The organism is Mycobacterium tuberculosis H37Rv, assembly GCF_000195955.2.
GTDB classification, from domain to species: Bacteria; Actinomycetota; Actinomycetes; order Mycobacteriales; family Mycobacteriaceae; genus Mycobacterium; species Mycobacterium tuberculosis.
Genome location: NC_000962.3, coordinates 1,565,426 through 1,577,585, shown reverse-complemented (window position 1 = coordinate 1,577,585; position 12,160 = coordinate 1,565,426). Strand labels below are relative to the sequence as shown.

Sequence of the window (12,160 nt, the reverse complement as noted above, 5' to 3'; positions counted from 1 at the left end):
TTCGACGGGCGTGCGGGCTTGACCGCGAGATCCGCTGCTAGACAACCGGTCCGCTAGCTATCCGTAGGTGCTGCGGCGTTATCAGGAACCTCGCGGCCGAAGAAGAACCCGGCCGTAATCAAGATCTCGGCTGCGGCGTAGGACCACCAGATCGGCACCGCCAACGCCTCGTTGCCGAGGATGAACCGGCCAATGCCGATCATCGAGTCCGACGCGGCGAAACACACCGCCCCGACCGCGGTCCAAATCGTCGGCAGCCGTGCCAGCAACGCGGTGCACACCATCGCCGACAGCGCGACGATGTATACCGTGACCGGGATGGTCAGGTTGTCCTTCCCCAGGTGCGGCCAGAACCACACCAGCAGCCCCGCGGACGCAACGCACATCGCCACCACGGCAGCGACCCGGCCACGCGATGGAGCCGCCTGCCGCGCCAGTGGCAGCAGGGCACCAATGAAGCACAAGTGCGCCAACAGGAATGCCCCCAAGCCGAACACGAACGCCCACGTCCACCAGGGGATCGCCAACAACCAGTCGCCGGTGGCCGACAACAGCAGCGCCGGTACCAACCACCGCCGCTCGCGGCCGATGGGATGGGCAACCGCGGCCGCGGCCAGCAGCACCGCCATCGATGCCTTGAACGCGGGCTGCAACATCGCGTGCCCGGTCAACTCGCTGCCCGGTGGCAAGCGCAATGCGATCACGGTCAAGTACACGCCGTAGGCGAGGCCCGCCCAGCCGGCGACCACCCAGCCGCCGGCCAGCAAGCGAGGTGCGTACGGTACCGGTATGCCCAGTTTGGACAACACCGCCGACGAGAAACCCGCGATCGACCCCATCCTGCTGAAGGTACTGGATGCGGTTCCGTTTCGGCTATCGATCGACGATGGGATCGAGGCCGTGCGCCAGCGGTTGCGCGATCTACCGCGCCAGCCGGTGCACCCCGAGCTGCGGGTCGTTGACCTTGCGATCGATGGACCGGCGGGGCCGATCGGGACCCGGATCTATTGGCCGCCAACGTGTCCCGATCAAGCCGAGGCGCCCGTTGTGCTGTATTTCCATGGCGGCGGATTCGTCATGGGCGACCTCGACACGCACGATGGCACCTGCCGCCAGCACGCCGTCGGCGCTGACGCGATTGTCGTGTCCGTCGACTACCGGCTGGCGCCTGAGCACCCCTACCCCGCTGCCATCGAAGATGCTTGGGCCGCAACGCGGTGGGTCGCCGAGCATGGCCGCCAGGTCGGTGCTGACCTCGGCCGCATCGCCGTCGCCGGAGATTCCGCCGGCGGCACCATCGCCGCGGTGATCGCGCAGCGAGCCCGCGATATGGGCGGCCCGCCCATTGTGTTTCAGCTGTTGTGGTATCCCTCCACTCTGTGGGACCAATCGCTGCCGTCGTTGGCCGAGAATGCCGACGCACCGATCCTCGACGTCAAGGCAATTGCCGCGTTCTCCCGTTGGTACGCAGGCGAAATCGACTTGCACAACCCGCCAGCGCCAATGGCGCCCGGCCGAGCGGAGAACCTGGCCGACCTGCCGCCGGCCTACATCGCTGTCGCCGGCTACGACCCTTTGCGCGACGACGGGATTCGGTACGGCGAGCTGCTGGCCGCCGCCGGTGTTCCCGTCGAGGTGCACAACGCCCAGACGCTGGTGCACGGCTACGTTGGCTATGCCGGTGTGGTGCCCGCCGCCACCGAGGCCACCAACCGTGGGCTGGTGGCGCTACGGGTTGTGCTACACGGATAGGCCTGGCGGTCGTACGGTAGGCCCATGACAGAGCCGACCGTCGCCCGGCCTGATATCGATCCCGTGCTGAAGATGCTGCTCGATACCTTTCCGGTGACCTTCACCGCGGCCGACGGTGTCGAAGTCGCCCGCGCGCGGCTCCGCCAGCTGAAGACACCCCCGGAGTTGCTGCCGGAGCTACGGATCGAGGAACGGACCGTTGGCTACGACGGGCTCACCGACATTCCGGTCCGCGTCTACTGGCCGCCGGTCGTTCGCGACAACCTGCCCGTGGTTGTCTACTACCACGGTGGCGGCTGGTCGCTCGGCGGTCTGGACACCCACGACCCCGTCGCCCGCGCCCACGCCGTCGGCGCGCAGGCCATCGTGGTGTCCGTCGACTACCGGCTTGCCCCGGAACATCCCTACCCGGCCGGGATCGACGACAGCTGGGCGGCATTGCGCTGGGTCGGCGAAAACGCCGCCGAACTGGGCGGTGACCCGAGCCGGATCGCCGTGGCCGGTGACTCTGCGGGCGGCAACATCTCGGCGGTCATGGCGCAGTTGGCCCGGGATGTCGGCGGACCGCCGCTGGTGTTCCAGCTGCTGTGGTACCCGACGACCATGGCCGACCTGTCGCTGCCGTCTTTCACCGAAAATGCCGATGCGCCAATCCTGGACCGTGACGTCATCGACGCGTTCCTGGCCTGGTATGTGCCGGGGCTGGACATCAGTGATCACACGATGCTGCCCACGACACTGGCCCCGGGAAACGCTGACCTGTCCGGCCTGCCTCCCGCCTTCATCGGCACCGCCGAGCATGATCCGCTGCGCGACGACGGTGCTTGCTACGCCGAATTGCTCACGGCCGCAGGGGTTTCCGTAGAGCTAAGCAACGAGCCCACCATGGTGCACGGCTACGTCAACTTCGCCCTGGTGGTGCCCGCCGCGGCCGAAGCCACCGGCCGCGGCTTGGCGGCGCTGAAGAGGGCGTTGCACGCATAACGTCGGCGGCATGCCCGGTCGGCTGAATCGCCGCCCGCCGCGGTGCCGCCCGGGCCGCACATTGTGATGTATGATATGGTGTATGAAGCGGACCAACATCTACCTCGACGAGGAGCAGACGGCAAGCCTCGACAAGTTGGCCGCGCAAGAAGGTGTTTCGCGCGCCGAGCTGATCCGCCTCCTGCTGAACCGAGCCCTCACCACCGCTGGGGACGACCTTGCATCGGACCTGCAGGCTATAAACGATTCGTTCGGCACGCTTCGCCACCTGGATCCGCCGGTGCGTCGCTCCGGTGGTCGTGAACAGCACCTTGCCCAGGTGTGGCGCGCCACCTCATGATCCTTGTCGACTCCGATGTGCTGATCGCGCATTTGCGGGGTGTCGTTGCTGCTCGCGATTGGCTTGTCAGCGCCCGCAAGGACGGACCGCTGGCGATCAGCGTGGTGTCCACCGCCGAACTCATCGGCGGAATGCGGACCGCCGAACGGCGCGAGGTGTGGCGCCTGCTTGCATCGTTTCGGGTACAGCCAGCAACCGAGGTAATCGCACGCCGCGCCGGCGACATGATGCGCCGATATCGTCGCAGCCACAACCGGATTGGACTTGGCGACTATCTGATAGCTGCTACCGCCGACGTCCAGGACCTGCAATTGGCAACCCTCAACGTGTGGCATTTCCCCATGTTCGAGCAGCTGAAACCACCATTTGCGGTGCCGGGGCACCGACCGCGGGCATGACACCGACGACACCTCGCTGCGGCCCCCATAGTTGCATCGTGTCGCCGCTGTCCGACGGAGGTCCCAGGCCGCGGGCCGCGCGACATTAATAAACAAAGTTGCAATAAGACCGCACTCCTTGTCGAACAATTTGACAAGGTCAAGATCACCTATAACGTTTCTATAACATTACCAATGATGGCCTATATCACCTGCGCTTATGCTGCACGATCACGACAAGTCTGCTCATACCCACAGGATTCAGGGGGACGGTCATGTCGTTTTTGTTTGCACAGCCGGAAATGCTGGGCGCGGCGGCGACGGATCTGGCAAGCATCGGCTCGGCGATCAGCACGGCCAATGCTGCGGCCGCGGCCGCCACGACGCGTGTGCTGGCCGCCGGTGCCGATGAGGTGTCCGCCGCCGTGGCGGCGCTGTTTAGCGGCCACGCGCAGACCTATCAGGCGCTGAGAACTCAGGCGGCGGCGTTTCACCAGCAGATCGTGCAGACCCTCACGAGCACGGCAGGCGCGTATGCCAGCGCCGAGGCCGCCAACGTCGAGCAGCAGCTGCTGGGTGCGATCAACGCGCCGACCATGGCGCTGCTGGGGCGCCCGCTGATCGGCCACGGCGCCGACGGGGCGCCGGGGACCGGGCAGGCCGGCGGGGCCGGCGGGATCCTGTACGGCAACGGCGGCAACGGCGGGTCCGGCGCCACCGGTCAGGCCGGCGGTGCGGGCGGGGCGGCCGGGCTGATCGGCCACGGCGGGGCCGGCGGCCTGGGTGGCACCGGCGCGTCCGGTGGTGCCGGCGGGGCCGGCGGATGGCTGTGGGGCAACGGCGGGGCCGGCGGCAATGGCGGGGTCGGGGTGGCCGGCGACCCCGGTGGTGTCGGCGGTGCCGGCGGTGCCGGCGGCGCCGCCGGATTGTGGGGCAGCGGAGGGTCCGGCGGCACCGGCGGGCAAGGGGGGGTCGGTGGCGGCAAGTCCGGCGACGGCGGCACGGGGGGTATCGGCGGCGCCGGTGGCGGTGGTGGCTGGCTGCACGGCGACGGCGGCGCCGGCGGACACGGCGGGCAGGGCGGAACCGGCGTCAGCTCAGGAGGCAACGGCGGGGCCGGCGGCACCGGCGGCGACGGCCGCGGCCTGTCGGGCAGCGGCGGGGCCGGCGGGCGCGGCGGGCAAACTGGGGTTGGAGGCAAAGTCGGGGAGAATAACTTCGGGGGCGCGGGCGGTGCCGGCGGTACCGGCGGGCTCATCGGCAACGGCGGTGCCGGCGGCAACGGCGGGCAAGGCGCAATTAGCGGCGCCGGCGGGGCCGGTGGCAATGCCTGGCTGATCGGCGACGGCGGTGCCGGCGGCAACGGCGGTGATATCCGTGGCCAGGGCGGCGGCGCCGGTGGAGCCGGCGGCGCTGGTGGGCAACTCATTGGCAACGGCGGCACCGGGGGGGCAGGCGGGACCGTCACCAGTCCGAACGGTCTTGGCGGTGCTGGCGGAGCCGGCGGGTCCGCCGGTCTGATTGGCCACGGCGGCACCGGCGGGGCCGGCGGGCACAGCGCCCAGGGGCCCGACGGCAATGGCGGAATTGGTGGTGCCGGCGGGGCCGGTGGCAACGGCGGACAACTCTACGGCACCGGCGGCACCGGCGGCACCGGCGGCAAGGGCGGCGACGGCTTCGGCGTGTTCGGCAAGGGCGGCGCCGGCGGGACCGGCGGGCGAGGCGGTGCCGCCGGCCTGATCGGCGACGCCGGGACCGGCGGGACCGGCGGAAAGGGCGGCACCGCCGGCGAGGACGGTACCGGCGGCAACGGCGGGACCGGCGGAAACGGTGGGGCCGCCGTCCTAATCGGCAACGGCGGGGGCGGCGGCGCCGGCGGAAACGGTGGGGCCGGCAACGATGGCACCCCCGGCAACGGCGGGGGCGGCGGCGTCGGCGGGACCGGGGGAACCCTGTTCGGCCAGCCCGGCCAACCCGGTCCGCCCGGCCAGCCCGGCCCCGCCTAACCCGACCAAACCGACGCGGGCCGCGAAACCCTGAAAAGGGCTGGTCTACCCGCGGCGCGAATATTCGCTGGGCGCAACGCCATACCAGCGTTTGAACGCATGCGAGAACGTCGAGACTTCGGTGTAGCCCAGCCGGGTGGACACCTGCTGCACCGTCAGCCCGACGTTGCGTAGCAGGTCGACGGCCACGGTGGAGCGCGCCTCGCCCAGCAAGGCCCGAAACGAAGTGCCTTCCTCGGCAAGTCGACGCCGCAGCGTCCGCGGATGCATGTCAAGTTCGCCAGCAACGTCGGTAAACGTTGGGAAAAGCCCGGAATCGCGAAACAGCTTGCTGCGCACCAAGGCCGTGATGCCACGGCGTCGCTCGTTGCGTTGCATCAGCACGTCGCATTGTGCAATACACATTTCCAACGTATGGCGGTCGGCCTGCGGCAACGGCTCGTCGAACATGGCACGCGGGAAGTGCACCCGGTTGTGCGCGCGCCCGAATGCGACGTCGTGCACCGGCACAAGCTCGAGCAACGGGCGCAACAATTCCGCGTCAACCGCCAGTTCGGCCGATACTTGATCCGCATACTTCGCGGCTAACGGAAGCGCGAAACTCGTTGTCGTCGCGATGATTCCGGCAATATCGCGCTCGATGAAGAATCCACGGACATCGGCCGGCAAGTGGCTGGCATCCAGTTCGACCAGGCAATCGTCGGCGGTTTCAAACAACGTGATGTCGACGTGCATGGTGGTCAACGCGAAATAGCGCATCGCGATGGTAAGCAGTTCGCGAAGGGTGCCACATGACATCACGGCAAACCCGAACAACCCGAAGTGGGTGAGCGCGAACCGGCTGCCTACGTCGATCCCGATACCGGCGTCGTCGGGCAATCGGGCCAGCAACCGGCGCACCGCGGTGATCTCGTCAAGCGCACCGACCACCGCGTCCGGATCGTCGAGGTCGGCCGGCTCGATCGCCGTGCCCGCCAGCACATCAGCGGTCGGCACCCCGCGCTCGTTGGCCACCTCACACAGCACCCGGGTCGCATACACCGGATGCCTCACCTCGGCCGGAGGCGGTAGATGTCCCACGAGGCTGTCCTAAACTCACAACACTTTGTCCCATAGTCTCATTTCGGGCCAGTCAGCGTCATCCATACAGTGAAGTCATGGCCACCGCCACCACCCAGCGGCCCCTGAAGGGACCGGCCAAGCGGATGAGCACCTGGACGATGACCCGGGAAGCCATCACCATCGGATTCGACGCCGGCGACGGCTTCCTGGGCCGGCTACGCGGCAGCGACATCACCCGATTTCGTTGTGCTGGCAGACGTTTTGTCTCGATCAGTCACCCCGACTACGTCGACCATGTGCTGCACGAGGCCCGCCTGAAATATGTCAAATCCGACGAATACGGACCGATCCGGGCCACCGCCGGTCTTAACTTGCTCACCGACGAGGGCGACTCATGGGCAAGACATCGCGGCGCGTTAAACTCGACCTTCGCCCGGCGCCACCTGCGCGGACTCGTCGGTCTGATGATCGACCCAATCGCCGACGTCACCGCCGCGCGGGTGCCCGGCGCGCAGTTCGACATGCACCAAAGCATGGTCGAGACGACATTGCGGGTAGTCGCCAACGCCCTGTTCAGCCAGGACTTCGGGCCGTTGGTGCAGTCCATGCACGATCTTGCGACTCGCGGCCTGCGGCGGGCGGAAAAGCTGGAGCGGCTGGGGCTGTGGGGGCTGATGCCGCGGACGGTTTACGACACGCTGATCTGGTGTATCTACTCGGGTGTTCATCTGCCGCCGCCGTTGCGGGAAATGCAAGAGATCACGCTGACCCTGGATCGCGCCATCAACTCGGTGATCGATCGGCGACTGGCCGAGCCGACTAACTCCGCGGACCTGCTCAACGTGTTGCTGAGCGCCGACGGCGGAATCTGGCCCCGCCAGCGAGTACGCGATGAAGCTCTGACGTTCATGCTCGCCGGCCACGAAACCACCGCCAACGCCATGTCCTGGTTCTGGTATCTGATGGCGCTGAACCCGCAGGCCCGCGACCACATGCTCACCGAGCTGGACGACGTGCTGGGCATGCGCCGCCCGACCGCCGACGACCTGGGCAAGCTGGCCTGGACCACCGCGTGCCTGCAGGAATCGCAACGCTACTTCTCGTCGGTGTGGATAATCGCGCGCGAGGCCGTCGATGATGACATCATCGACGGACACCGAATTCGCCGCGGCACCACCGTCGTCATCCCGATTCACCACATTCACCACGACCCGCGCTGGTGGCCCGACCCGGATAGATTCGATCCTGGCCGGTTTTTGCGGTGCCCCACGGACCGTCCTCGCTGCGCATACCTGCCGTTCGGTGGCGGCCGACGCATCTGCATCGGACAGAGCTTCGCCCTGATGGAGATGGTTTTGATGGCGGCAATCATGAGTCAACACTTCACCTTTGACCTCGCCCCTGGCTATCACGTCGAACTCGAGGCGACGCTGACCCTGCGACCCAAGCACGGAGTACACGTCATCGGGAGGAGGCGATGATGCCCGACTACCACGCACTGATCGTCGGCGCCGGGTTCTCCGGGATCGGCGCCGCAATCAAGCTCGACCGGGCGGGATTCAGCGACTACCTCGTGGTCGAAGCCGGCGACGGTGTCGGCGGGACCTGGCACTGGAACACCTATCCCGGTATCGCCGTGGATATTCCGTCCTTCTCCTATCAGTTCTCTTTCGAGCAGAGCCGGCACTGGTCGCGCACCTATGCACCCGGACACGAGCTGAAGGCCTACGCCGAACACTGCGTCGACAAATACGGCATCCGGTCGCGGATCCGGTTGAACACCAAGGTGCTTGCCGCCGAGTTCGATGACGAGCACAGCCTGTGGCGGGTGCAAACGGACCCGGGCGGCGAAATCACAGCCAGGTTCCTGATCAGCGCATGCGGCATTCTGACGGTGCCCAAACTACCCGACATCGACGGGGTGGACTCGTTTGAAGGCGTCACCATGCACACCGCACGCTGGGATCACACCCAGGACCTGACCGGCAAGCGCGTCGGGATCATCGGCACCGGGGCCTCGGCGGTGCAGGTCATTCCCGAGATGGCGCCAATTGTCTCCCACCTCACCGTTTTTCAGCGCACCCCTATTTGGTGTTTCCCCAAATTCGACGTTCCACTGCCCACAGCCGTCCGCTGGGCGATGCGGATTCCCGGCGGCAAAGCCGTCCACCGGCTGCTCAGCCAGGCCTTCGTGGAAGCAACGTTCCCCATCGCGGCGCACTACTTCGCGGTGTTTCCGTTGGCCAAGCACATGGAGTCAGCGGGACGGCGCTACCTGCGCCAACAGGTCCACGATCCGGTGGTGCGCGAGCAACTCACCCCCCGATACGCGGTGGGGTGCAAGCGGCCCGGCTTCCACAACACCTATCTGTCGACGTTCAACCGGGACAACGTGCGGCTGGTCACCGAGCCGATCGACAAGATCACACCCACTGCGGTGGCCACCACCGACGGCGCCAGCCACGAGATCGATGTGCTGGTGCTGGCGACCGGCTTCAAGGTGCTAGACACCGACAGCATCCCGACCTATGCCGTCACCGGAACTGGCGGTGCGTCCTTGAGCCGGTTCTGGGACGAGCATCGGCTGCAGGCCTATGAGGGCGTCAGCGTTCCCGGCTACCCGAACTTCTTCACCGTGTTCGGACCGTACGGCTACGTCGGGTCGTCGTACTTCGCGCTCATCGAGACGCAGGCACACCACATCATCCGGTGCCTGAAGCGAGCCCGCCGCACCGGCGCCACCCGCATCGAGGTGACCGAAGAAGCCAACGCTCGCTATTTCGCGGAGGTGATGCGCCGCCGGCACCGCCAGGTCTTCTGGCAGGACAGTTGTCGGCTGGCCAACAGCTATTACTTCGACAAGAACGGTGACGTCCCGTTGCGCCCGACCACCACGGTCGAAGCCTACTGGCGCAGCCGGCGGTTCGACCTCGGCGACTACCGCATCAGCAGCTAGCGCCGAGCAGACGCAGAATCGCACGCGGAAGCCTTTCCGCGTGCGATTCTGCGTCTGCTCGCGCCCTCGACGCTAGATGGCGCGCTTGAGGTCGTCGACCTTGTCGAGCTGCTCCCACGGTAATTCGACGTCGGTGCGGCCGAAGTGCCCGTAGGCGGCGGTCGGCGCATAGATCGGGCGCAACAGGTTCAGGTCGCGGATGATGGCACCGGGGCGCAGGTCGAATACCTCGCCGATGGCCTTCTCGATCTTGACCGGGTCTTCCGTCTCGGTACCGAACGTCTCGACGAACAGGCCGACGGGTGCCGCTTTACCGATGGCGTAGGCCACCTGCACCTCGACCCGTTCAGCCAACCCGGCGGCGACGACATTCTTGGCCACCCAGCGCATCGCGTACGCCGCCGACCGGTCCACCTTGGACGGATCCTTGCCGGAGAAGGCGCCGCCGCCGTGGCGGGCCCAGCCGCCGTAGGTGTCGACGATGATCTTGCGGCCGGTGAGCCCGGCATCGCCCATCGGCCCGCCGAGCACGAACTTGCCGGTCGGGTTCACCAGCACCCGCACCGTCGACGCGTCCAGGGTTTCGTGGGCCAGGTCGTCGAGCACGGTGTTGAGCACCTTTTCCCGGATGTCGGGATCAAGCGTCTTCTCCAGGTCGATATCGGCCGCGTGCTGGGTGGAGATGACCACGGTATCCAGCCGCACCGGAACGTTGTCCTCGTAGGCGATAGTGACCTGCGTCTTGCCATCCGGACGCAGGTAGGGCAGCACCCCGTTCTTGCGGACCTCGGTCAGCCGCCGCGACAGTCGGTGGGCCAGCGCGATGGGCAGTGGCATCAGTTCCGGGGTGGCATTGATCGCGTAGCCGAACATCAGGCCCTGGTCACCGGCGCCCTGGGAGTCCAGCGGATCGGCCGCGCCCTCGACCCGGGCCTCGTGGGCGGTGTCGACCCCCTGGGCGATGTCGGGTGACTGTGCGCCGATGCCGATGTTCACCCCGCAGGTCGCCCCGTCGAAACCCTTGTCCGACGAGTCGTAGCCGATCTCGAGGATCCGTGCGCGGACCGTGTTGGTGATGTCGGCAAACGCCTCCTTAGCCGAGGTGGTCACCTCACCCACCACGTGCACCTGCCCGGTGGTCACCAGCGTCTCGACCGCGACACGTGAGCGCGGGTCCGCCGCTAGAAGCGCGTCCAGAACCGAGTCGCTGATGGCGTCACAGATCTTGTCGGGATGTCCCTCTGTCACCGACTCACTGGTAAACAGCCGACCCTTTTCGCTCACTATCGTCATCCTTCCGATAAATAGTTAGCCGAATTATATCCTCAGGCATCAATCTCAGCTCGTCCAATCGAGCAAGGGATCGTCCAGCACCTGTCCAGGACCCGTACAGAACCGGCCGCCGGACCCGTTAGCTGCTACAGCCTGCCAGGAACGTGACGATTGCATCAACGATACGGCTCGCCATCAGTGTCTTGGAGCCGTGCTGCAATGCCGACTCGGTACCATCGGACGCCAGTAGCCAGCCGTCGTTGCTGTCTACCTCAAAGGCCCTGCCTTCGCCGACGGCATTGACGACTAACAGATCGCAGCCTTTGCGTCGCAGTTTAGCTCGGGCATGAAAGAGCACGTCGCCATTGGCGTCGCCGGTCTCGGCTGCGAAGCCCACAATGGCCCGCATGTTGGGCAGTTGTCCATGGGCTCGGGCCCGCACCACCCCGGCCAGCACGTCGTCGTTGCGCAGCAGCTCGATGGTCGGTGGGCCTTCGACGCCTTTCTTGATTTTGGCGGTGGCAACCTGCGCGGGCCGGAAGTCGGCGACGGCCGCCGCCATCACCAATACGTCGGCGGTCGGAGCGTGCTTGGACACCGCGTCGGCGAGTTGCTGGGCCGAGCTGACGTGCACCACCTCGACGCCGGCGGGATCGACGAGCCCTGCGGTATGCCCAGCGATCAAAGTAACGTCGGCGCCGCGCTGGGCGGCCACCCGCGCCACCGCATAGCCCTGCTTGCCGGAGCTGCGGTTGCCGATAAAGCGCACCGGATCGATCGGCTCGCGTGTGCCACCGGCGGTAACCAGCAGCTTTCGCCCCGCGAGATCGTAGGGCAGGGCGTCGTGCCGCTCCAGCAGCAGCTGGGCGAGGGTGGTGATCTCCTCCGCCTCGGGCAGTCGGCCGGCCCCGCTGTCGGCGCCGGTAAGCCGTCCTGTCGCGGGCTCGAGCACCACCGCGCCGCGGCGGCGCAGCGTGGCCACGTTGTCGACGGTGGCCGGATGCAACCACATCTCGGTGTGCATCGCCGGCGCGAACAGCACCGGACACCGCGCCGTCAGCAGCGTCGCGGTCAGCAGATCGTCGGCTCGACCGGCCGCCGCGCGGGCCAGCAGGTCGGCGGTGGCCGGCGCCACTACGACCAGATCGGCCTGCTGGCCGAGGTGAACATGCGGGACCGCCGGAACGTCGGCGAAAACGTCGGTGCACACCGGCTCACCGGAGAGCGCCTCGAAGGTCGCGGCACCGACGAAGCGCAGGGCGGATTCGGTGGGAATGACTCGGACGCGATGACTGGCCTCGGTGAGTTGACGAACAACCGTGCACGCCTTGTAGGCGGCGATGCCCCCGGAGACACCGACTATTACCTGCTTGGGGATCCGTTTATGGTCCACCACCTCAGGCCTGCCCTG

The 12,160-nt window shown here is 67.1% G+C and carries 11 protein-coding genes; 7 read left to right on the top strand and 4 right to left on the bottom strand.

The window, feature by feature from the left end; all coding sequences use genetic code 11:
* Positions 1 to 53: 53 nt before the first annotated feature.
* On the bottom strand, positions 54 to 656 hold the full coding sequence (locus Rv1401; protein NP_215917.1) for a membrane protein: 603 nt from the start codon (positions 654 to 656) through the stop codon (positions 54 to 56).
* Positions 657 to 789: 133 nt separating this feature from the next.
* Here Rv1401 and lipI point away from each other — a divergent pair, with 133 nt between their 5' ends.
* The 5 genes from lipI (at position 790) to PE_PGRS25 (ending at position 5,459) form a co-directional block, all read left to right on the top strand.
* Complete coding sequence (gene lipI / locus Rv1400c) at positions 790 to 1,752, top strand: lipase (RefSeq protein NP_215916.1); 963 nt, start codon at positions 790 to 792, stop codon at positions 1,750 to 1,752.
* Between the two features lie 24 nt (positions 1,753 to 1,776).
* Positions 1,777 to 2,736, top strand: a complete 960-nt coding sequence (gene nlhH, locus Rv1399c; protein NP_215915.1) for a carboxylesterase NlhH — start codon at positions 1,777 to 1,779, stop codon at positions 2,734 to 2,736.
* 82 nt (positions 2,737 to 2,818) lie between these two features.
* Positions 2,819 to 3,076, top strand: a complete 258-nt coding sequence (vapB10, locus tag Rv1398c) for an antitoxin VapB10 (RefSeq protein NP_215914.1) — start codon at positions 2,819 to 2,821, stop codon at positions 3,074 to 3,076.
* Positions 3,073 to 3,474, top strand: a complete 402-nt coding sequence (gene vapC10 / locus Rv1397c; protein NP_215913.1) for a ribonuclease VapC10 — start codon at positions 3,073 to 3,075, stop codon at positions 3,472 to 3,474. Before vapB10 ends, vapC10 begins: the two co-directional genes overlap by 4 nt.
* Before the next feature lie 254 nt (positions 3,475 to 3,728).
* Positions 3,729 to 5,459 (top strand): PE-PGRS family protein PE_PGRS25, encoded by a 1,731-nt coding sequence (PE_PGRS25, locus tag Rv1396c; RefSeq protein YP_177809.1) that lies wholly within the window; start codon positions 3,729 to 3,731, stop codon positions 5,457 to 5,459.
* Positions 5,460 to 5,504: 45 nt separating this feature from the next.
* Here PE_PGRS25 and Rv1395 read toward each other — a convergent pair whose 3' ends face one another.
* Positions 5,505 to 6,539: an HTH-type transcriptional regulator gene (locus Rv1395; protein YP_177808.1), complete on the bottom strand. Its 1,035-nt coding sequence runs from the start codon at positions 6,537 to 6,539 to the stop codon at positions 5,505 to 5,507.
* Positions 6,540 to 6,616: 77 nt separating this feature from the next.
* Between Rv1395 and cyp132 the strand changes: the two genes are divergently transcribed.
* A complete protein-coding gene (gene cyp132, locus Rv1394c; RefSeq protein YP_177807.1) occupies positions 6,617 to 8,002 on the top strand; it encodes a cytochrome P450 Cyp132 in 1,386 nt (461 codons plus the stop codon).
* On the top strand, positions 7,999 to 9,477 hold the full coding sequence (locus Rv1393c; protein ID NP_215909.1) for a monoxygenase: 1,479 nt from the start codon (positions 7,999 to 8,001) through the stop codon (positions 9,475 to 9,477). The genes cyp132 and Rv1393c overlap by 4 nt, the downstream gene beginning before the upstream one ends.
* A gap of 72 nt (positions 9,478 to 9,549) precedes the next feature.
* Here the strand turns inward: Rv1393c and metK are convergent, their stop codons facing one another.
* Positions 9,550 to 10,761: an S-adenosylmethionine synthetase gene (gene metK, locus Rv1392; RefSeq protein ID NP_215908.1), complete on the bottom strand. Its 1,212-nt coding sequence runs from the start codon at positions 10,759 to 10,761 to the stop codon at positions 9,550 to 9,552.
* A 127-nt stretch (positions 10,762 to 10,888) separates the two neighbouring features.
* Positions 10,889 to 12,145 (bottom strand): bifunctional phosphopantothenoylcysteine decarboxylase/phosphopantothenate--cysteine ligase, encoded by a 1,257-nt coding sequence (gene dfp / locus Rv1391; protein ID NP_215907.1) that lies wholly within the window; start codon positions 12,143 to 12,145, stop codon positions 10,889 to 10,891.
* Between the last annotated feature and the right edge of the window lie 15 nt (positions 12,146 to 12,160).